The organism is uncultured Victivallis sp. (assembly GCF_944391105.1).
GTDB lineage: Bacteria > Verrucomicrobiota > Lentisphaeria > Victivallales > Victivallaceae > Victivallis.
Window position 1 is genome coordinate 37,119 of the sequence record NZ_CALXSK010000016.1, and the last position, 21,044, is coordinate 58,162.

Below are 21,044 nucleotides of genomic sequence, written 5' to 3' on the forward strand. Positions count from 1 at the left end.
TGATTCTGTTCCCGGGGAGACAGCATCATGAAGCGCATGTTCGGTCTTTCTCTTCTGCTCGCCGTCGTTTCCGTGGCTGCCGGATCTGTGGCGGAGAAGATTCCGCAGGAATTTGTCGGCGAATGGGATGCTTACATTGTCAACCATGGAGAAAAAAATTTGCTGGCGGATGATCGGTTCTCCATTTCGACCGATGGAATCGTGGAGACCATCACGCCGGGATCGGCGAAACGACGCATCCCGGGCAGGCTGATCTATCACCGGCGGCAACTGATTCTTCTTCTCCCGGAGACGAAACGGGAAAATTCCGAAGAAACTCCGGCGGAAAAACGCGGCCTGATCGCCGACCGCTTCGACGAAACCGGGATCGAATTTCGAAATGAGTTTCAGCCGGATCTGGTTTTCCGCCTTGAACGCCGCCATCCGGAACAGCTTCTGACGGCAGAGTGGCAGGTCGGCACCTGGTCCCTGGTTCAAAAGAATTTCAAGACCGGGGAAGAGAGGGTCGCTCCATTCAAACTGGTTTTCTCCCCGGACGGCAACTTCTCTTTTGCCGGAAAAGGAGCAGAAACATTGAACGCGGAATACGCCGGATCCTGCAGAATCGAAAACAATCGCCTGTTTTTGGAAAACCAGTGCGAAACTGCCGATTCACTCTGGTTTCAAACCGTTTTTTTCCGGGACAGGGATCACATGGTCTTGAATCGCCTGGATGCATTCATCTGCGCGAAAAGAGATTCCGCTCCTCCTCAGACGGCGTCGCAATAACTCCCCCCTCCCCGATCAATGGTTCATCGACCGGTCGTGATCAGCTTCCGTCAAAAAAAATTAGATTAATCTAATTCCCCGCTTGCTTTTCTTTTACCCCGATGCTATATTTCTCCCAAACTTATTTTTTTGCCCAGTGAATTAGGCTGAACTAATCATCACAAAAAAAGGAAATTCTATCATGACACACCCTGAACTCCCTGTCAAGCCGGAAATAATCCGGGGAAAGAAAAATTTTACACTTATTGAACTTCTGGTTGTGATAGCGATCATTGGGATTCTCGCAAGCATGCTGCTGCCGGCGTTGAATCAGGCGCGGGAACGGGGACGGGCGACCTCCTGCCTGAACGGGCTGAAACAGCTGACAGCGGCGAACATCATGTACACGGCCGACAATGAAGTCTACGTAAAGGTGCGTGCGGGAAAGAGTTCGACAACCTACTGGTACGGAGTGAACAGCGCCGGCGGGATGGGAGGGAGCGGCGGCCATTACGACTATACGGCCGGGCCGCTGTTCCCCTATTACGGCAGTACACCGCGGGCGATCATCTGCCCGACGTTCGCGGCGACGGCGGGACTGCAGACCGGCGATATGACGAAGATGGATTCTCTCGGCGGCTACGGTTACTCCTGCCGGAAATATTCGACAAAGGCATACTTTCAAGGTCAGATCAGCAACGGAGTGACGAAACCGGCGAAAGTGAAGAATCCGACGGAGACCGTGATGTTCGGAGACAGCCAGATCCAGGCGGATAACGTCACCGGGCCGATCCTCTGTCCATACGGTTACGGAATGGGTCATACGAACGGAACGACGGGTTTCCGCCATCAGCGCAGAGCGAACATCTCCTGGGCGGACGGACATGTCACGTCGGAACTGTTCAGCGATGGCGACGCGGTCAATCTCTACGGCTGTTTCCGTGATCCGGACGAAAACGAAAAATATTTCAACCACCTCTATCCAGACTCCATCGAACTCATTGAAATATAAGGAAAAACACAATGTCAAACGCAAAGAAAACCGGTACAATACTGTTTCTCCTGATCGGGGTTGCCGTCGTGATTCACGCATTTTCGACGGATCGAACGCCGGAGGAGTTCCGGTTGCGCGAACTCTCCCCGGAAGAACACGCCGAAGCGGACAAATTCATCGAAACGCTTTCCGGATATGCCAGAAAAGGAGCGGCAGCGGAATTTGCCCGGCACTGCGAAGATCCGCGCGCCCGGAAGACCGCGAGCTCCTGGTACGCCATGCGGAAATTCAGCTCGTCGGAAACTCATCTGACCGGAATCCACAGTTATGAAGCGAAACCGGAGCGATGCCGTCTCCATCTGGAAAATGCGCGGGGCGAAATCGGTACGGCGATCTGCCGCCGGGCAAACGACGGCAGCTGGAAATTTCTCTCCTTCACCTTCGTCACACCCGAGGAGAATCAATGAATCAAAAATATCTGGAGGATAGAATCTTATGACGCTGTTTCTCTCCGCAGTCCTCGCTGCGGCGGCGTTTTTGAGTTTCTGTAAACTCGCCCTGCTGCCGCGGCGCTGGGAGTTTCTGACGGCGGCGCTGCTCATCCCGCTGCCGTTCCTCTTCGAGGAGCGGATCGCACAAACGAGCCTCGCGGCGGTGACGGCCTCGCTCTCCGGAGCGGCGAGGCTGGAAAACTGGTGCGCGCTGGTCGTCATACAGGAGCTGTTTTCGCTGATCGCCGGAATCTCTCTGCTGGCGGAATACGAATCCGGAGAACCGCTCAAACGCTGGAAGTTCCCGGCATTTCTGCCGTCGGCACTGCTTCCGGCGGGAGCGCTCTATCTGCAGATGCGGTTGTTCAACGAGTTTCCCGGTATGGAGTTTCGCCATATCACCTGGATCCTCGCCGCAGCACTGCCCGCGGGCGGAATCGCGACAACCGAACTGATCCGTCTGATGCGACGCGACCGGGAAGCCCGGATTCTTTTCGCATTGCACGCGGAATGGGTTCTGCTGCTGGGCGCGGTGTTTCTGCCGGTTGCGGCGACCGCCCGGCTGATTCCCGCCGCCGGAGAAGAAACGCTCTCCGAACCGCTTGCGGTCTTCGGACTCCTCGCCGTCCCGGTGCTTCTGAGTATGATCGTCTTTGCCATTTGGTTCAACTATAAAAGGAAAAAATGTCATGTCAACCGTCACTCAAATTCTTAACTGGATTTCGAACAGTTTGCTTCTGCCGGTCATTGTGCTGCTGCTGGCGGCGATGATCGCGTCTCTCGTCTCGCTGGGAGGGTTCTTCTCGGCCTATCTCATTCTGCTTCAGCAGCGCAGGAAACGCAATGAACTCCTGAGGCGGATTCGAACTTCGCCCGGCGTCGACACGGCCGATTTCGACGAGGGGAGCATCTTCGGCTGCCATCTCGCGGAACTGGACGCTCTCGGCTGGAACGAGCTTGAATGCGAGAAGAGAATCGCCGAAATCCAGCAGGGATATGAACGGGAACTCGAACGTGCGAAATTTCTGACCAAGGTCGGCCCGATGCTCGGACTCATGGGGACGCTCATTCCAATGGGTCCGGCGCTCGCGGGACTTGCCTCCGGAGACATCAACTCCATGGCGTACAACATGCAGATCGCCTTTGCCACCACGGTGGTCGGATGCCTCGTGGCGGGGATCGGGCTGCTGGTTTACTCGGTCAAACGCCACTGGTTCGCGGAGGAAATCTCGAATCTGCAATATGTCCTTGACCGCCGTCTTGAGGAAGCCGACCGATGAAAAAGCGCCGTTACAACGACCTCTTCCGGGATGAAGATGAAGTCGATCCGCGTTCGAGCCTCATGAATCTCTTCGATGCGGCGATGGTCTTCGCCGTCGCCTTGATGGTCGCATTCGCCATCCAGAGCCGCATGACGGAATTTCTGACCGCCGAGGACGCGACCTTCGTCAAAAACGCGGGAACTCCCGATATGGAAATCATCGTCAAGAAGGACAACAAAGTCACCCGTTACAAATCCGAAAAAAGCGAAGGCTCCGGCCGCGGTCAGCGCGTCGGCATCGCCTACCGCCTCGAATCCGGCGAGGTCATCTACGTTCCGGAAGGAGACAATTGAACCATGCGAAAATGGAATCGGAACTATTTTGCGCTCGCAGCAGCGATCGCTCTCATTGCCGCAGCATTCGGCATTTACCACCACTACGGATCGGAAACCCGGGTCGCATTCGTAAACTACCCGGAATACATTCTCGCTCCGCTGCTCGATCAGGAGATCAATCCCGCGATCCGCGTCGACGCGCTGAAGTGGACGGAGAAAAGCGGCGAAGAGCTGAAGAATTACGACTTCATCCTCTTCTTCGGCATGGGACTGAACTTCACGGAAGAGCAGCAGCTGCTTCTCGCGAACCTGAAAAAGCCGGTCTATACAACCGCGTCGACCCGGCAGGAGACCGCGCTGAGCACTCTGACGGAACAACAGCGCGGAACTCTCGCGGAATATCTCTCCGGAGGCAAAAAGAACTTCCGGCGAATGCTCGACTTCATCCGTTACGATGTCGACGGCAAACGGATCAACGCCCCGAAGCCGGAGCCGCCCGAAAAACCGGAGTACCGCCCCTTCTTCCACATCGCCGAGGAGGATGCGTTCAAAAGTTACCGGGAGTACCTTGCCTGGTATCAGAAGAGCGGCCGCCACAAGCCGGATGCCGCGACGGTGTGCATCCTCTCCGGCAACGGCGGCGGTGCGATTGAAGAGCTGATCGGCGCGTTGGAGAAGAAAGGGCTCAATGTCGTCGGCATCAGCGGGATGCGGGGGCTTGAACCGATCTTCGGCGAAGTCCGGCCCGACCTCGTCATCTACCAGCCGCACGGCCGTCTCGGGGAGAAAACCGTCGAACTTCTGAAGAAACACAACGTCCCGCTCCTCTGCCCGATCAAGGTCAACGCCCCTTACGAAGAGTATCTGCGCGACCAGCGCGGCATGACCGGCGGCATGCTGAGCCAGAGCATCACGATGCCGGAGCTCGACGGCGGCGCGGTTCCCTATGTTCTCTCGGCGCTCTTCCGCAACCGGCGCGGACTCTATGAGTTCCGCATGATTCCGGAGCGGCTCGAACGGTTCGCGGAACTCGTGAAGAAAACCACGGACCTGAAACGCAAACCGAACGCCGACAAGAAGATCGCGATCATCTACTACGGCTCCGTCGGCAAAGAGGCAGCCACCGCTGGGCTCGGCGTTGCGGAATCGGTGCTGAACGTGCTGAAACGCCTGCAGGCCGAAGGCTACACCACCGGCCCCCTCCCCGAAAACGCCGAGGAGCTGAATCGCGAAATCGAAGCGGGGAAAGCCGCTTTCGGCACCAACGCCGGAGTCGTGCAAGGCGCAGAGAATCCACCGCGCGTCCAGAGCGTCACGATCACGCCGGAGGAGTACCGCGCCTGGGTTGCGAAGAGCATGCCCGCCGATCTCTATCAGACGGTCGTGGAACGGTACGGCGAATTCCCCGGGAAATCGTTCCGCACCCCGGAGGGGAACATGAAACTCGGGCGGATCCGGTTCGGCAACATCATCCTGATGCCGCAGTCGCTCCCCGGCGAGGGCGAGGAGGAGAGCAAACTCATCCACGGCGTCAAAATGTCGCCGCCGCACACCTACATCGCGACTTATCTCTATATCCGATACGGATTCCATGCCGATGCGATGATGCACTTCGGCACTCACGGCAGTCTCGAATTCACGCCGTGGAAGCAGGTGGCGCTCTCAAGTTACGACTGGCCGGACGTGCTTGCGAGCGGGATTCCACATTATTATTTGTACATCATCAACAACATCGGGGAGGCGCAAATTGCCAAGCGCCGCAGTTACGCCACCATGGTGAGCCATCTGACCGCCCCCTTCATGCAGGCCGACGGCTACGGTGCGCTCACGCAGCTGCACGAAAAACTCGACCAGCTCGAAACCGCGGAAAACGCCATGCTCAAAGCCGAGTATGTGAAGTCCATCGTCGAAATCGCCACTAAGGAGCATTACGACCGTGACCTCAAACTCTCCGCCGGATTCGCTTCCGGAAAGCCGACGGAAGAGGACTTCAGCAAACTGCACAACTTCCTGCACGAGATCCAGGATGCGAAGGTCAATCGCGGCATGTATGTCATCGGCCGCCCCTACACGCCGGAAGAGGCGGATGAAACCGCCCGTCTCATGACCGTCGACGCCATCGCGGACGCGCTCTTCAAAGCCGATCTCGAAGCAGGAAAGGTGACGGAGGAACAGCGAAAAGATCTCCACTTTTTCACTCGGCACTACCTGGCTCAGGCACATGAGCGAGCCCGGGAAGCGCTGAAGAATCCGGAGAAATTCAAACGCGTCTCCTCCCCACCCCCTGTACCTTCCGCCCCCCATCCGTCGGCAGAAACCGATGAGATGCGCCGCATGATGCAGAGCGGCAAACTCCCCGACGGCCGCGACATCCCGCCGGAGATGATGGCCGCCATGAAAAAAATGCGCGGTGACGGAACAATGCGCCGGACTCCGGCAGCGGCACCGAAAATGAAACCGCAGCCGGAGGAGATCACATTCCGCGCCCGCGCCGATCTGCTGAAATCGACTCCGGCGGAACTCGATGCGATTGTCAACGCCTTCAACGGCGGTTATCTTGCCGCCACCTCCGGCGGCGACCCGGTTCTGAATCCGGATACAGTCCCGACCGGGAAAAATCTCTACGGCATCGACCCGGAACGGACCCCGACCCGTGAAAGCTACGCCGTCGGCCGGCAGCTCGCGGAAGCGCTCATCGCCGAAAAACTCAAAACCACCGGCGAATATCCGAAAAAAGTCGGCTTCTCGCTCTGGGGCGGGGAGTTCATTCGCACGCAGGGAACGAACATCGGGGAGATTTTCTTCCTGCTCGGCGTCGAACCGATCTGGGATTCGCGCGGCCGGGTGCAGGACGTGCGGCTCATCCCGATGTCGGAACTCAAACGCCCGCGTATCGATGTGGTGATCCAGACTTCCGGCCAGTTCCGGGGCGCTGCGACCAGCCGCATGCGCCTCATCGACAAGGCGGTGCGCCTCGCGGCAACTGATCCGGAGGGTGAATTCGGAAACTTCGTGCGCGAAGGATCCCTGGCTGTCGTCAAAGCGCTGATCGCCAACGGCATGTCGCCGGAGGAGGCGAAGTCGTACAGCCATGCCCGGCTCTTCGGCGGCGTGAACGGCAACTTCGGTCCGGGCGCCACCGGCATGGTGCAGAACAGCGGGAAATGGGAAGACACCCGAGAGATCGCTGAACTCTATCTCAACAACATGGGGGCGCTCTACACGGAGGAGCACTGGGGAGAACATGTCGGCGGCGTTTTCCAGGCCGCACTCGAAAACACCGACACGGTCGTACAGTCACGCTCGTCGAACAGCTGGGGGCCGCTCTCGCTCGACCACGTCTATGAGTTCACCGGGGGACTGAGTCTGGCGGCGCGCCATGTGACCGGCAAAGATCCCGGCGCCTACTTCAACGATCTGCGCACGCCGGGCCGCGCCCGGGTTCAGGAGGCCGGCGAGGCCGCCATGGTCGAGGCGCGCAGCACGGTGCTGAACCCGAAGTACATCAGGGAGATGATGAAAGAGGGAGCTCCCGCGACCGGCAGCTTCGTCGAAGTGTTTCGCAACAGCTTCGGCTGGGAGGTCATGAAACCGGGTCTGCTGGAAGATCATCTCTGGCAGGAGTACAAGGAGGTCTACATCGACGACAAGCTCGGGCTTGAAATACGCAAGTTTTTCGAAGACAACAATCCGGCTGCGCTTCAGGAGATGACTTCCGTCATGCTTGAGACGGTCCGCAAGGGGTACTGGAAGGCTGACGCCGAAACCGTCCGGCAGCTCGCCGAAACCCACGTCGAACTCATGGAAAAGTTCGATCTGCCCCCGACCCGCAACGAAAAACTGCGCGAGATGATCCGGGAACAGCTCAAAGACCCCGAACTGCGCCGCACATACGAGCAGCAGATCGCCCACGCTCTCGACCGGCAGAAGAGAGAGGTCGAGGAGGTCAGCGGACAAAAACTCAAAGAGGAGACGATCGAGCCGCCGAAACCGGACGAAGGCGACCGCCGTGCCGCAACGGGCGTGATTCTCGGAATCATCATCGTCGCGCTGCTCGCAGTCATCCTCGGGCACCGACGCAGGAAGCGGTTCTGACGCGTCCCGTCACTCCGGAAATCCCCTCTCCTGCGGCATCGCGTTCCGCACGCGGAGAGGGGTCACTGCCCCGCTTCCGGGGCGGTGTATCCCTTTCTGCCACCACGCCGTTTCCATACGCGGTAGACCATGATAAGTCCGATCAGCCCGAGCCCGGTGAAGAGGAAATCCCAGACGAAAATAAAACGGTATCCGAACCAGTCGATGAATCTTCCTCCCGCCCCGTTGGCGATAATCAGGAAAATGGAGACGACCATCGCGTTCGCGGAGCAGAACTGCCCGTACTTCTGTCCGGGGAGCAGCGCGACGAACATCGGCAGCTTGCTCGCGGTCTGAATCACGTAAACCACGGCAATCAGGATTGAAACGATGAAGAATGACATGTAGTCCCAGACAAACAGAAACCCGAAAACATTGGCGCAGATGATGAGTACGGCGCCCGCAATGTAGGTTCGCAGCGGATGAAACCGGTCGACGAGGAATCCCATCAGGATCAGCAGGAAGAAGGAGATCACCATATTGACGCTCATGATGTTGCCGTACTGTTCAAACGAGAGTCCGAGTTCCTTGTTCGCAAAGAGGAAGTTGAACATGGTCCGGCAGATCATGGAGGCCTCGTTGCAGGCCATGGCGAGGAAGAACCAGCGATAGAACGGGAGGCTGAAACATTCGCGAAAATAGGTCACAATCATATTGTTCTTCTTCGGTTCCGGCGGCGGATACTCCCCCTCTTTCACGAAGAAGCACATCAGCAGAAACGCAAGCAGATAAATGATTGCGATCCCGGTGAAGATCCACGACATGTGCTCGCCGGCATGTTTGAAGATGAAGCGCTGATAGATGAAGCCCGCAACCGTCCCGACCATGCGGAAGAGCGCCATGAATCTCCCCATGAACTGCTTCGGAACCACGTCCGCAAAGATGTAATAAAAGACCGAAGCGACGAACATGTTGAAGAACTGGAATCCGATTGCAAACAACGTGATGCAGCCGAGAATCACCCCGGCCGTGGAGAATGTCCCGCCGAGGACGGCGTCGTTCAAAAAAGCGCCGATCTGGTCGCTCCACCCAAGCAGAATCAGAAACAATGTGACGAACGGACTCGCGAAAAACAGATACGGAATCCGCCTCCCCCACCGGGTGCGGGTCCGGTCGCTGCGCGTGCTCACAATCGGGTTGATGATCAAATTCAGCACCGCCGGAATGCTCCCGACAACGAGGCCGATGAGCATATTCGACGAACCGTGCTTTTCCATGAAGATCGGCAGCAGCGAAGGGATCAGCGTCTCCATGAGCGTGAAACAGAAATCCCCCCACAGCATCCAGATGAAGAGGTTCAAGAGACCGAACATCGTGTATTTCAGCGTTCCGACCGTGTAGTATCTGCGGCCGTTTTCCATGAGGACGCCCTCGTCGCTTCCCGTTTTCATCCGCACCTCCTCCGTCTGAAACAATAGATAGTGTCCATTTTAAAACAAAACACTGGACAATGTCCATTATACTCTGTTTTTTCGCGGATGTCAACCCCGGTTGATCAAAAAAACGAAAATTTCTGGACAATGTCCACCAAAACAGATTGATTTTCATGAAAAAAAGAGTATTTTGAAAAGCGCAGCAGAAGGGGCAAATCATGACGATCAGAAAGAGCAAAACCAACGGCAGTCGCGCGCAGATGCGCGAGGCGATTCTCTCAGGCCATTATCTGGCAGGGACTTATCTTCCTTCAGCGAGGGAGCTGGCGCGGGAGCTGGACATCTCGAAGAGTTCGGTTCACAATATCCTGAAACTGTTGCAGGAGGAGGGATTGATCCGGATCTATCCGAATTGCGGTGCGCTGGTGCTGGAAAACGGTGCGGACCGGAATACGCTCAAATGCTTTTTCGTACGCCCTTCGGATTATGGGACCTTCCGCTATCTGCCGGTGACGGCCGAACTGCTTCAGGGAGTGGCAGCGGGAGCGGAGAAGAAGAATTGCGAGATGTACGTCTCCTTCTCGGATTCCGGGCGCATGACCGACGAGATCATCGCCCGCTGCATGGCGGGAGAAATCCAGGGGATGATTTATCTTCAATGCAGCAACTTCAAGGAGTTATGCCTTCCGCTGGAAAAAGCTGGAGTTCCGTGTGTAATCGCCTCCGACCACAGGGGGAATGAAAATGCGGTGCGTACATTCGTCGACTATCGGGCTCTTGCCCGGGCGGCGGTACGACATCTGGTCGCGCGGGGGCACAGGAAGATCGGGATCGTTGCCGGATCGGAGAAGGATTTTCTTTATTCCGAAATGCTTGCGGGATTCCGCGGTGCACTTGCCGAGGAAAATGTCCTTCTGAATCCGGAGTGGGTCATCTCCGGACTCGGCTACGAGCAGGCGGCAGACCAGGTCGGAGTGCTCGTGCGGAAACTAAGGGGACGGGAGCTGCCGACGGCTTTCTTCACGGTCCGGGATTACCGGGCAAGCTGGCTGTACGAAGCGGCAAAACGTCTGGAACTCGTTATCCCGAAAGATATTTCGGTCATTTCATTCGACAACCACTCCTGGAAGGGAGCCGAAGCGAACGGTCTGACCACCTTCGATGAACCGCTGCGCGCTCAGGGCGAAGCGGCGGTGGAACTTCTGCGCTCCTGGGTGGCGACCGGGAAACGCCCGGAATCGCTCGAATTCAAGCCGGAACTTGTCGAGCGTTCCAGCATCCGGGAGATCATCGGCTGATCACTCATCTGGACAACGGGCAAAAATTCCCGGACGAGTGCAAAAATCGGAAAAATTTTTCTTTTCACTATTGACATTTCATGGTAAATCGGGTATAATTATCCTAGAAATTGGACAGTGTCCACAAACCAGAACAACGGAGGACCCGATGATGAAGCGGATGATGAGATGGCTCCCGATGCTGACGGCGGTGGCGCTCTCGGCGGCAGCCGCGGCGATGGAGGTGGAGACGGCGGAGGGAAAGCCGGGCAACTTCTTTGCACCGGGTTACGATGCGGGAAAGGGACTTCCGGCGGACCAGGTCTATCCGCGCGGCCGGATATTCCCGTTCTCCGGCTTTGCGCCCGCCGACATTGCGGCGGCGAAAAAGGCAGGCTTCACGATGGCGGGTCCGGTTTACAGCGCTTATCAGGAGAAGAAACTTCTCGAAGGCTGCGAAAAGGAGAATCTCTTCCTGATTCTGCCGATCCACCCGGAAGCCGGCGGCGAAAAACTCACGAAGAAGCTGCTCGACCAGCCGCGGCCTGACTTTGCTCCATACTGGGATGACATTGCCGCGAAGGTTCGCAGGGCTTCGACGAATCCCAGGCTCGCCTGGTGGTACCTGACCCCCGAGGAGCTCCGTCCGTGGCGCGCGAATGACATGGCGTTTCTGAAAGGAGCCCTGAAGGTGATCCGCGAAAACGACCCGCAGAAACGCCCGGTCTGGCTCTATCTACCGAACCACTACACCCGCGAACAAATGCGCGTATTCGGCGAAACGCTGGACCTCGTCGGCAAGGGGATGTATCCGACCCAGCTCGGCCAGGAGAACGACCGCGTCTGGTGCCGCTGGTCGACCGAAAGCGAAACCGGCGCGATCCTCGACGCGAAGAGCGATGCGATACCGCTCTGTGTGCCGGAGATGTTCCGTCAGCCGTCGGAAGAGCAGCTCGCCGACCTAGAAAAAATCGTGCGGCACGACGTCTATCTCTCGCTCGTGTCGGGAGCGAAGGGAGTTGTGGTATTCTCGCTCGCGGAACGGCCAGGCTTCTCCGCGCACAAGCGTTACTTCGACGCATACGCGTCGGTTGCGACCGAACTCACCGGAGAGCGCAAGCTCGGAGAACTCTTCCTCTTCGGCAAACGGCTCGATGCGTTGAAGGTCCGCACGCTCTCCGCCCGGTCACGCTCGCGGTCGATGCCGGAATCAACAATCAGCACGACCCGCACGAATATCCGGCTGTCGCATCGGCCGAAATCGGTTACCGTGATATCCGGGCGCTTTTCCTCGTGAATTCCGCGAAAGGCGGCAGCGTCAAACTGCTGGTGGAAGGACTCCCGGAAGAAGAAACCGAAATCGTAGACCTCTTCACCGGCCAATCCGTCGTCACCACCGGGAACGGCTCTTTTGAGACGTCTCTGGCTCCCTATGAAGTCAAAGCATTCAAGTTCGTCGGCAAATAACGAAACTACAAGGAGAAGGAACATGAAAAAGCATAACTTCACCCTTATCGAGCTCCTCGTCGTCATTGCGATCATCGCGATTCTGGCTGGAATGCTGCTTCCTGCGCTGAACCAGGCGCGCGCCCGCGCCCGCGCCGCGTCGTGCGCCAACAATCTCAAGCAGATTGCGCTCGCCGGAACCACTTACATGGATGACAACAAAATGTTCTATCCAGCCGGTTCCAGCTATCAGCAGACCAACGGTGACAGCTACGCCTGGAGCTATGCGCTCTGGAAAGGGCGCTACATCGACTACGGCAAACTGATGTTCTGTCCGGAACTGCTGCCGAATCCGACCAACGAAAACTCCTGGCGCAAGACCTACGGCAGCCTTTACAGCGCCGACAAAGCTCCGATCAGCCTCGCAAAGGGCGATTACCAGCGAACCGGCATGTCCAGGATCGGCATGGTCGCCTGCGCGAAAAATCCGGCCGCGGATGACAACAACAATGCGTTCCGTCTGCTGCCGAACCTCAGCGACAGCGGCTACGGATTTGCCTATCTTGTGCACGGCGGCCGTTGCAATATGGCGTTTTTCGACGGACACGTCTCCGGTATTGACAAGGGAGTCGCCGGGAGCGGCAACCGCTGGATCGGCTCGACCCGCAACCTGGTGAAAATCACCCGAGTGCTGCGTCCCGAAGCGACCACTCCGGACGTACTCAGCGAGGACAGTTCGAACTGAAGAGCGGGGAAAGAGCGACCCATGAACGAATTTGCGATCCAGATCAAACGCACAAGCCGCCGCGGCTGCTTCTACCGCGGCGAGCAGGCACAGCTGCGGTTCGACCTGATGAACTTCTCGCCGCGCAACGTCTACGGCGGGGAGTTCGCACTCCGGATCGCCGGGCTGTATGAGGAGAAACGCGTGCTGCCGAAACTCGGCTGGCATTTGTCGGACCTCGTATTCGAAATCGACACCCGGCAGTTTCCCACCGGACTCCGGACGCTGCGGGCAGAATTCTCCCGGCAGGGGAAACTGCTTGCAGTGACGGAACTTCCGTTCGGCGTATTTCCACGTCCATCGGCGGAGGAGGTTCCGTTCTGGCACTGGCCGTCGACCGTTCATTACGATGCGCTCGAAGCGGGGGACGAATTTGCCGAGGCGGAACTCGATCTGCTCGCCTCGCTCGGCGTAACCTGGAGCCAGTTCCGTGCGGGATGGGCACTCGAACACCCCGACCGCGCGATCGAACTCATCGAAAAGGCGATGGCGCGCGGCATCCAGCTCGGCATCCTCATCGAAAACACCGCCGGCGGCATTTTCCGTGCCGATCCCGGCACGCCGGCGGAAGCACTCCGGATCGACGCCGACGGAACCCGTTCGCGCTTTCTGAACCCGTTTCATCCGTACACGCAGGAGAAGGCGCGGTTTCTCGTGCGGCGCCTCATGAGCCATTTCTCCGAATTTCCCTCCTGCACCACGCTCTTCTTCAACAGCGAACTCGAAGACAAGCTGAAACTTCCGTGCGACCCGGAGAGCGTCAGACACCATGAGGAACGCCTCGGCTTCCCGCTCTCGCGCCTGCGTGGAACGGAACGGGTCTTCACGGAAAGTTTTCCCGGCTCGCCCGCCGTCATCGCCGCAGACGATCCGGAGCTGGCCTATGCCCGCTACTACTTCCGTGAAGGTGACGGCTGGTGTACGATCAACCGCATCATGACCGAAACCGCGCATGAATTCCGCCCCGACCTCGTGACGATCGCCGATCCGCTGCGGCTCGCACCGCTGCCGGAACGGTTCGACGGCGTCGACGCGATCAGCTCGTGGACCTACACGAATCCCGATCCGAAACTCATGCTCTACGCGGAAACCCTCGCCGCGGCCGGACGGCGCACCGGCAAACCGTTCATCCACACGATCACACTCTGGAACTATGCCGGAACCCTCACCCCCTGCGCCGAGGACCGCTTCGCGCGCGAATACACGCTGCGCATGGGCCCCGACCGCTGGAAGGAGTGCTGCTGGATCAATCTCGCACGCGGCCCGCTCGCGCTGGCATGTTACTTCGGCAGCCCGATCGAGCCGTTCCTCAAGGGCGGAGATCCGGCGCTTTTCTCGCCGCAGACCGAACGCGCGATGGCGGAATTCAATCGCAACGTGCTCGCGCCCTTCGGGAAACTTGCGCGCGCCACGGAAAATCTCCCCCGCCGCTGTGCCGTTCTCGACTGTTTCACCTCGCGCATCCACAGTGCAGTGCCTCGTTCCTACGCACACTATCAGAATTACCAGATCTACAATTTCTACACGGTCATGAATATGGCGCAGCTCCCTGCAGACGTCGTCTTTGAAGAGGATCTGCTCGAAGGTGCGCTCGACCGTTACGAACTGCTTGCGCTCCCGGCCGCCGATACGTTGACGGAGAATGTCCACCGCCGGATCGTCAAATTCGCCGAACGCGGCGGGACCGTAATCGCCGACCGCTATTTCCGGGCGGACGTCCCGGGAGTGATTCGATTCGACTTCGACTTCAGCTACCGCAAAAACGTGAATGCGAATGCGATCTGCACCGGCAGCGATTTCGCGGTCTCGGACGACACGAACTTCCGTACCGAATGGGGCGGCCGCGCCGCCGCACAGGGGATCCCCGCAGACGAGGATCAGCGGAGGATGGAGCACTATGCCTCGGAGCTTCGCGAACGGCTCGCCGGGATTGTACGGCGCGACTTCGATTTCGACAATCGGCGTACACTCGGCAATATGCGCACCGGGGGGAAAATTCATTACTTATTTGTCACGAACGACTCCCGCACATGGGACGAGCGTTCCGGCCGCTACCGGGCGATGATGGAGCAGGGAGTTCCAGCCCGGACCGCCGGCCGCGTCAGCGGATACCCGGAGAGACCGTATCTCCACGAAATGGTCTCCGGCAGGCCGCTCGAAGTACGTGACGAGGGAAACGGCGACTGGTCGTTCGAGCTCGCCCTGCCTGCGGCGGGCGGCGCGATTGTGGCGATTTCCCCGCACGAACCGGAGACTCCGGCGCTCGCCGTGACCCCCGGAAGCGATTTTGTGACAGTGAATCTTACGCTTCCGGGTTCGGCCGGGACGCTAAAACTCGTCCGGCTCGATATTCTGGAACCCGACGGCACGCGGAACGAATCGAGCGGGACCCGGCTGGTCCGGGATGGACGGCTCACCTTCACGCTGCCGGTCATTGCCGGAGCCACGCCCGGCATCCGGCAGATCCGTGCGACCGACCTCACGAGCGGACGCAGCACAACGGCAAACTGGGAAATCCGGGAGGAATCCCTTCTGATGATGGAGGCGGCAATATGAAACTGTTTCGATTTACAACTTTAACTGTTGCGGTGCTGCTCGCGGCGCCGGCACTGGCTTCCTCTCCGGCGGGCTCCGGCGCCTGGACGCCGCTCTCGGGCGACTGGAAGATCGAAAACGGCGTGCTCTCGGAGCTCTCGGACGGTTCCGACTCCGGCAACCGCCCGCTCTGGATCGCCGGAAGCGCCTCGGGAGACGCCCTTGCCGCAACGGTCACGACGCTCGACGGCGTCGGAGATCTCTATCTCGCGATCGGCTGGAAGAACCGCGACAACTTCTGCGCGCTGCGGTACAGCGATCCGCATCGCAAACTCGAACTTCTGAAAGTCAAAAGCGGACGCGAAACCGTGCTTGCCTCGACCGAAAACGCCGGCAAAACCTCGCCGCAGAAAGAACCGCTGCGTCTCTCGCTCTCATTCCGCGGCGGGATTCTGACCGGACGAGCGGGCGACACGGTCATCACAGCATTCGTCGGCAAACTCCCGGGCAGCGGGGCGGGCGCATTCGGGACCCGTTACCGGCAGGGAATCTTTTGTCCGGAAATCTCCCTTCCGGACGACTCCGCGCCCGGACAGCCTTCCGTGGAAAAAATTGCAATCGTCCGGAACGATTGGCGCAAGGTGTTTGAACAGAACGAGAAAAACGTCCAGCTCTCCTTCACGGCAACGCCTCTGCCCGGCGCCCCGGAGGCGGAGCTGGTCGTCCATCTGACCGATGCGATTCCCGATACGGTCATCCCGCTTCCCGCGAAAGGCGGAGAAAAAACCTTCACCGTCGATTTTCCTGCGGGGAAACTTCGCCCGGGCGACTATCCGATAACACTCCGCGCCATCACCGAAGATGCGGAAAAAAACACGATCGGCCTGTGGGAAGAAGTCATCACCGTCGCGCCCGGCCGCGATCCGGGCCGGTATGAGATGATCCTCTGGGACGGAATCGACTCCTGGCCGGAACTTGCGCGCCTCGGCTTCACCGCCTCCTCCGCCCCCTTCTTCTTCACCTCGAAATACGCGGCGGAGAAGGAGAAACACGTCGACTCGGTCACGACCGCCGTGCGGCGCGCCGAGGCGGGACTCCCCTTCGGCGTCTCGACCCTCATCAAGATCGACACCCGCCGAAACTGGGACAGGAACAAATATGCCGACTGGATGATGAAGGATGCAAAAGGGAATCTGCAACTCTCCGGCGACATCTGCCAGAACCATCCGGAATTCCGTAAAACAGCCGCGGAATCGGTCGAATCGCTCGGCAAAGCACTCGCAGACACCCGCTCGGTCGGCTATCTGCTCTTTGACTCCGAAACCGAAAACGAGGAGCGCAAACTCTATCAATGCTTTCACCCCGCCTGCCTCGAACGGGCCGCGGAAGCAGGATTCCGGGAGATCCCGGCCCATCTGAACCGCACCTGGGGGATGGTCGGCGTCTCGCTCGTGCCGGTCGCGAAAAAACTTGCGCCGAACGGAGTGATTCCCGACTCGACCCCGGAGGGGGATTTCATCCGCTGGTGGTGGCTCAAAGGCTCCGGCTATGTCGATGCGCGCGCCGAAGCGGCGGCGATCCTGAAGCGCCATCTGCCGCAGGCGAAGAGTTTCCATGATCCGATCCTGCGCAATCCGCCCTTCTTCGGGCGCGACCGGCAGATGGATTTCGTCAGTCACTGGACCTACACGAACCCCTCGCCGCTCGCTCTGCTCGAAAACATCGATGAGATGCGCGCCGCAGCCGGATACAGCAAACCGGTCGTCCCGAACATCCAGCTCTTCTGGTACACGAACGAGGTGATCGGCAAACTCGAAAACGCCGCCGACCGCGCAAAGCAGGCGCAGGAGGCCGCCGCCGTCGCCGAAGCACGCGACGCGGTTCACTTCGGGAGATTCGTCACGATTTCTCCGGATCATCTGCGTGAAGCGGTCTGGCTCGCGATGGCGCGTCCGCTCACCGCCCTGATGCTCGACGGCGGCAGCGCGATCAGCGTCACGCCGGGAACCTACGCCGCGACGAATTCCGATACGATCGAGGCGCTCGCGGAGATCTCCGACACGCTGGTCAAACCCTACGGCCCGATGCTCAAGCAGATGACCGGCTCCCCTGCCCGCGTCGCAGTGCTCCAGTCCGCGGCGAGCACGCTCTTCGGGCGCACCGGAAATTTCGGCAATGCGAACAAGCGCTTCGCGGACGTCTACAACACGATCCTTCTGGCTCAACTCCAGCCTGAAATTCTCTATGACGATTCGATCGACCGGCTCGACCGGTACGATATTCTGATCGTCGCCGACACTGAAATCATCCCGGAGAAGGTCGCCCGCCGGATCGAGGCGTTCACCGCCGCCGGAAAACCGGTCATCCTCGACCGGAGCTCCGGACTCAAACTCTCCGGCTCGACTGCGTTCGCATTCCCCGACACCGCAAAGCTCTCCCCGGAAGCGCAGCAGCAGAGCTGGGGCGCCTCGGGGAAGGAACTGAAAAAGCTGCTTGAATCCAGAGGATTCCGTTATGAGATCTCTTCGCCGGCGGGCGATGTGATCCTCAGTACGCGCCTCGGCGACGGCGACCGCGCGATCTTCGTGGTCAACGATGCACGGCGCGCCGGAAAGTATGTCGGGCAGTACGGCAAAGTGCTCGATGCCGGAGTGCCGCGGAAAGTCCGGGTCGACTTCGCCCCCGGAATGCTCAAGGAAAAAGAGACCGTCTACGATGTTCTCGCGCGACGCCGGCTTGATTCGTCCGGAGCGGAACTCTTCCTCCCGGCGGGCGGCGGGCGGCTCCTCTACGTCGCAGAAAGTCCGATCACGGGGCTGAAAGTCTCCTGCTCCGCCCCCGAGGTCAGGCAAGGCGGGGAGATCAAAGTTAAAATTGAACTCGCAAGCGTCGCCGGAGTGCGGGGCACACAGGCTGTTTCACTCGATATCCGGGACAGCCGCGGCCGACGCGACGCCCGCAGCGGATTCTATGCGGCGAAAAACGGCGAACTTGAAGTGACGCTCCCGGTCGCGCTCAACGATGCAACCGGATTCTGGCAGGTGACGGTTCATGATCTCATCGCGGGATTCTCCGCCGACACCGCTTTTGAAGTAAAGTAAACCGGGCGGAAAAATCGACAAAGAACTCCGTGGCACACCGCTCCGGAGTTTTTTGCGCCATCAATTGAAGTTCTCGCGTGCAAACGCGATTTTTTCAGCACGGGTCGGATGTGCGCCCGGCGGCAGAGATTCGATGAGCCGCAACCGCGAAAGCAACCCCTGCCCGTTCGCAATCTGAATCGCCAGCCCCGGCCGCGCATTGAGTTCGAGCAGCAAGGGACCGCGTTTGCGGTCAGTCGCGATGTCCGCGCCGAAGTACCCCAGCGGCGTCATCTCGGCACAGCGGGCCGCCAGATCCAGATGTTCCTCCCAATGCGGAACCACAAGCTCCGAAAAGGCCGCCCCCGTATCGGGATGGTGCGTAATCTCACGGTTGTGCGATGCCGCGAACCGGGGTCTTCCGTCCCGGATGCTCAGCCCGACGCCGACGGCCCCCTGGTGCAGATTCGCGCGCCCGTCCGACTCCTTCGTCGCAAGCCGGATCATCGACATGACCGGATACCCCTTGAACACGATGAGCCGCACATCCGGCACTCCCTGAAAACTGAAGCGGCTGTACACATCCGAAAAGTCGATGCACCGTTCGAACAGCGCATAATCGACCTGGCCACCGAGACTGTAAAGTCCGGAAAGGATGTTCGAGATGTGCTCGTAGATGAAATCGTAGTCGCAAACCTCGCCGTTCGGCTTGTGAAACACCCCGCCGTCGTGATGCGTGATGACGAGGATTCCGCGCCCGCCGCTGCCATGCCCCGGCTTGATGACGAAATCCGGCGCATTCGCCACGAGATCGAGGAAATGCCGGACCTGATACTGATACTCGATGCTGCCGATCAGCTCGGCGGTGGCCACGCCGTACCGGATTGCAAGCTGTTTCGTGCGAAGTTTATCGTCCACATCGGGATAGTCCGAGCGGCGATTGTATCGCATGATGTAAGCGTGATTGCGCTGGTTCATGCCGAGCACACCCGCCCGTTGCAAACTCCGCGGCGAAACGATGCGCGGCAGCGGCATTCCGAACAGTTTCATTTCTTCACCAGCGGCTGAAAACGCATGAGTTCCGTGAACCGGTAACCAGTGTAGGTCCCGAGCAGCAGAATCACGCCGAGGATGATGAGATTCAATTCCGCAAAGGTGTAGAGCACATATTGCAGATACGCACTCGAAAGAATGAAGTAGCAGATCGCCGCCGCACAGGTACTCGCGACAAGCTGTTTAAGCGTATTTGTCGCTCCGTCCTCCTCCCAGGTGGTCGAGGCGCGCTCGATCGTCCACGCGATGATGATGATCGGGAAGAAGGTCGCGTCGACAAACGCCGGCAGTTTCAGGAAATTCGCCGCCACACTGATGAGCTGCATGAGCAGAATCACCACCACCACCACCGCCGAAATGCGGGGAACCATCAATAAATTCAGCTTGGAAAGCCATGCCCGGATCATCAGGCCGACCGTCAGAATCAGCACGAAGTTCACCAGTCCCGGCAGAAGCTGCATTTCGAGAAACGCCATCGCGATCAGCACCGGCATGAAGGTTCCCATCGTCGGAATTCCAACGATGTTCCGGATCAGCACGATCAGCAGAATCGCCAGCGGCAGCAGCGCAAGACGCTTGAACGCATTCTGTTCCGAGGCAGGCAGCGAAAAAAGCGAAAAGTCCGAAAGATCCCGCTCGTCAATGATCTGCGCCCGAATCTGATTCAGCCGTTCCGCTCCGGCCGGAACCCTGGTCACGGAATAACCGATCGACGACCGTTTCACCCCGGAAACCTCATAAAGCGACCGATCGTTCCGCTGAAGAATCAGAAACTCCGTCGGAAGCTCTTCAACGCCCGTATTCGGACGGTAGATGTGCCACGCATCGCCGTACCAGACATCGAGGTAGTTGTCCGGCTGCTGCAGGAAACGCTTCTGATCCAGCAGGATTCCGCGCACCACCCTCGCCGGAATTCCGCGCATCTCAAGCAACATGATCGCAGCTTCAACCGTCTCGTCTCCGCCGGAGTTCGGGGCGAGCGCCCGCTTCTCCCCGCGCGGCATGGTGCCGAGCTCCTGAAGCAGCGCAGGAACGAGTTCCCGCGGTGTCATCTTCCCCCCCGCGTCAACCCGATCGAGAATCGCTTCCGCCGCAGCCCGGGAGGCATCAGAAACCGGTTTCGACGCCTCCTGCGCAGGAGGCGGAAGAAGCGGAGCCCGCCGGGCGGGCGCAGGCACGAGCCGAAACCGGCACGATACCCGGTTCCGTTGAACCGGAGCAGAAAGCTCCTGCTCCATTCGGCGCCGGCCTCCCCGCTCCTCGATCCGGAACGGGGAATCCGGGTCGAGCGCAAATGCCCAACCATCCGCCGGTTCCGGCAATGCGATTGAAATCCGAACCGGCTTCTCCGGTTCCGGATCAAACGAAACCGCACAGTCGACCTGGTAGAAAAATTCCGCCCGGTTGCTGAGGCTGAACCCGAAAAAATGAATCTTTACCGCGGCCACGGCAAGGGCGGCCACCACCAGAAAAGCGACCAGAATATACAACGAACGACGATGAAACTGTGATTCCGGCATCTTCGCACACAAC

General features: G+C 59.1%; 16 protein-coding genes. 13 read left to right on the plus strand and 3 right to left on the minus strand.

Translation table 11 applies throughout. The features are described from left to right. Nucleotides 1-27: 27 nt before the first annotated feature. The 7 genes from Q0K10_RS06910 to Q0K10_RS06940 all read left to right on the plus strand — a co-directional run bounded on the left by Q0K10_RS06910 (nt 28) and on the right by Q0K10_RS06940 (nt 7,924). Entirely contained in the window at nt 28-768 is a 741-nt protein-coding gene (locus tag Q0K10_RS06910; protein ID WP_294504992.1) for a hypothetical protein, read from the plus strand. Between the two features lie 181 nt (nt 769-949). Then, the gene (locus Q0K10_RS06915; protein ID WP_294504994.1) at nt 950-1,759 is read left to right on the plus strand and encodes a prepilin-type N-terminal cleavage/methylation domain-containing protein; all 810 of its coding nucleotides are present in this window, start codon (nt 950-952) and stop codon (nt 1,757-1,759) included. An 11-nt stretch (nt 1,760-1,770) separates the two neighbouring features. Continuing rightward, nucleotides 1,771-2,208, plus strand: coding sequence for a hypothetical protein (locus Q0K10_RS06920; RefSeq protein WP_294504996.1), 438 nt, complete (start codon nt 1,771-1,773; stop codon nt 2,206-2,208). Between the two features lie 28 nt (nt 2,209-2,236). Beyond that, nucleotides 2,237-2,947 carry a hypothetical protein gene (locus Q0K10_RS06925; protein WP_294504998.1) on the plus strand — a complete coding sequence of 237 codons (711 nt, stop codon included), beginning with the start codon at nt 2,237-2,239 and terminating at the stop codon, nt 2,945-2,947. Then, nucleotides 2,922-3,512 carry a MotA/TolQ/ExbB proton channel family protein gene (locus Q0K10_RS06930; protein ID WP_294505014.1) on the plus strand — a complete coding sequence of 197 codons (591 nt, stop codon included), beginning with the start codon at nt 2,922-2,924 and terminating at the stop codon, nt 3,510-3,512. Before Q0K10_RS06925 ends, Q0K10_RS06930 begins: the two co-directional genes overlap by 26 nt. Next, on the plus strand, nt 3,509-3,847 hold the full coding sequence (locus tag Q0K10_RS06935; protein ID WP_294505016.1) for a DUF2149 domain-containing protein: 339 nt from the start codon (nt 3,509-3,511) through the stop codon (nt 3,845-3,847). Before Q0K10_RS06930 ends, Q0K10_RS06935 begins: the two co-directional genes overlap by 4 nt. Nucleotides 3,848-3,850: 3 nt before the next feature. Continuing rightward, entirely contained in the window at nt 3,851-7,924 is a 4,074-nt protein-coding gene (locus tag Q0K10_RS06940) for a cobaltochelatase subunit CobN (protein WP_294505018.1), read from the plus strand. A gap of 62 nt (nt 7,925-7,986) precedes the next feature. On the opposite strand, the gene Q0K10_RS06945 is transcribed toward Q0K10_RS06940, so the two are convergent. Continuing rightward, entirely contained in the window at nt 7,987-9,354 is a 1,368-nt protein-coding gene (locus tag Q0K10_RS06945; RefSeq protein WP_294505021.1) for an MFS transporter, read from the minus strand. Between the two features lie 200 nt (nt 9,355-9,554). Here Q0K10_RS06945 and Q0K10_RS06950 point away from each other — a divergent pair, with 200 nt between their 5' ends. The 6 genes from Q0K10_RS06950 (at nt 9,555) to Q0K10_RS06975 (ending at nt 18,479) form a co-directional block, all read left to right on the plus strand. Then, complete coding sequence (locus Q0K10_RS06950; RefSeq protein ID WP_294505023.1) at nt 9,555-10,634, plus strand: GntR family transcriptional regulator; 1,080 nt, start codon at nt 9,555-9,557, stop codon at nt 10,632-10,634. 148 nt (nt 10,635-10,782) lie between these two features. Further along, a complete protein-coding gene (locus Q0K10_RS06955; protein WP_294505026.1) occupies nt 10,783-11,910 on the plus strand; it encodes a hypothetical protein in 1,128 nt (375 codons plus the stop codon). Next, the gene (locus Q0K10_RS06960; RefSeq protein WP_294505028.1) at nt 11,907-12,080 is read left to right on the plus strand and encodes a hypothetical protein; all 174 of its coding nucleotides are present in this window, start codon (nt 11,907-11,909) and stop codon (nt 12,078-12,080) included. The genes Q0K10_RS06955 and Q0K10_RS06960 overlap by 4 nt, the downstream gene beginning before the upstream one ends. Nucleotides 12,081-12,102: 22 nt before the next feature. After that, entirely contained in the window at nt 12,103-12,804 is a 702-nt protein-coding gene (locus Q0K10_RS06965; protein ID WP_294505031.1) for a prepilin-type N-terminal cleavage/methylation domain-containing protein, read from the plus strand. A 21-nt stretch (nt 12,805-12,825) separates the two neighbouring features. Then, nucleotides 12,826-15,399 (plus strand): hypothetical protein, encoded by a 2,574-nt coding sequence (locus Q0K10_RS06970; RefSeq protein WP_294505033.1) that lies wholly within the window; start codon nt 12,826-12,828, stop codon nt 15,397-15,399. Next, nucleotides 15,396-18,479 carry a hypothetical protein gene (locus Q0K10_RS06975; RefSeq protein WP_294505035.1) on the plus strand — a complete coding sequence of 1,028 codons (3,084 nt, stop codon included), beginning with the start codon at nt 15,396-15,398 and terminating at the stop codon, nt 18,477-18,479. The genes Q0K10_RS06970 and Q0K10_RS06975 overlap by 4 nt, the downstream gene beginning before the upstream one ends. A gap of 60 nt (nt 18,480-18,539) precedes the next feature. Here the strand turns inward: Q0K10_RS06975 and Q0K10_RS06980 are convergent, their stop codons facing one another. Both Q0K10_RS06980 and Q0K10_RS06985 read right to left on the minus strand, forming a co-directional pair. Next, on the minus strand, nt 18,540-19,508 hold the full coding sequence (locus Q0K10_RS06980) for an alpha-L-glutamate ligase-like protein (protein ID WP_294505037.1): 969 nt from the start codon (nt 19,506-19,508) through the stop codon (nt 18,540-18,542). Then, entirely contained in the window at nt 19,505-21,031 is a 1,527-nt protein-coding gene (locus Q0K10_RS06985; RefSeq protein WP_294505039.1) for a 7TM domain-containing protein, read from the minus strand. Before Q0K10_RS06985 ends, Q0K10_RS06980 begins: the two co-directional genes overlap by 4 nt. Between the last annotated feature and the right edge of the window lie 13 nt (nt 21,032-21,044).

Bases quoted from the DNA above. Each gene is read 5' to 3' on its own strand.
- Q0K10_RS06910 (WP_294504992.1), top strand. From the start codon at position 28: ATGAAGCGCATGTTCGGTCTTTCTCTTCTGCTCGCCGTCGTTTCCGTG.
- Q0K10_RS06915 (WP_294504994.1), top strand. From the start codon at position 950: ATGACACACCCTGAACTCCCTGTCAAGCCGGAAATAATCCGGGGAAAG.
- Q0K10_RS06920 (WP_294504996.1), top strand. From the start codon at position 1,771: ATGTCAAACGCAAAGAAAACCGGTACAATACTGTTTCTCCTGATCGGG.
- Q0K10_RS06925 (WP_294504998.1), top strand. From the start codon at position 2,237: ATGACGCTGTTTCTCTCCGCAGTCCTCGCTGCGGCGGCGTTTTTGAGT.
- Q0K10_RS06930 (WP_294505014.1), top strand. From the start codon at position 2,922: ATGTCAACCGTCACTCAAATTCTTAACTGGATTTCGAACAGTTTGCTT.
- Q0K10_RS06935 (WP_294505016.1), top strand. From the start codon at position 3,509: ATGAAAAAGCGCCGTTACAACGACCTCTTCCGGGATGAAGATGAAGTC.
- Q0K10_RS06940 (WP_294505018.1), top strand. From the start codon at position 3,851: ATGCGAAAATGGAATCGGAACTATTTTGCGCTCGCAGCAGCGATCGCT.
- Q0K10_RS06945 (WP_294505021.1), bottom strand. From the start codon at position 9,354: ATGAAAACGGGAAGCGACGAGGGCGTCCTCATGGAAAACGGCCGCAGA.
- Q0K10_RS06950 (WP_294505023.1), top strand. From the start codon at position 9,555: ATGACGATCAGAAAGAGCAAAACCAACGGCAGTCGCGCGCAGATGCGC.
- Q0K10_RS06955 (WP_294505026.1), top strand. From the start codon at position 10,783: ATGATGAAGCGGATGATGAGATGGCTCCCGATGCTGACGGCGGTGGCG.
- Q0K10_RS06965 (WP_294505031.1), top strand. From the start codon at position 12,103: ATGAAAAAGCATAACTTCACCCTTATCGAGCTCCTCGTCGTCATTGCG.
- Q0K10_RS06970 (WP_294505033.1), top strand. From the start codon at position 12,826: ATGAACGAATTTGCGATCCAGATCAAACGCACAAGCCGCCGCGGCTGC.
- Q0K10_RS06975 (WP_294505035.1), top strand. From the start codon at position 15,396: ATGAAACTGTTTCGATTTACAACTTTAACTGTTGCGGTGCTGCTCGCG.
- Q0K10_RS06980 (WP_294505037.1), bottom strand. From the start codon at position 19,508: ATGAAACTGTTCGGAATGCCGCTGCCGCGCATCGTTTCGCCGCGGAGT.
- Q0K10_RS06985 (WP_294505039.1), bottom strand. From the start codon at position 21,031: ATGCCGGAATCACAGTTTCATCGTCGTTCGTTGTATATTCTGGTCGCT.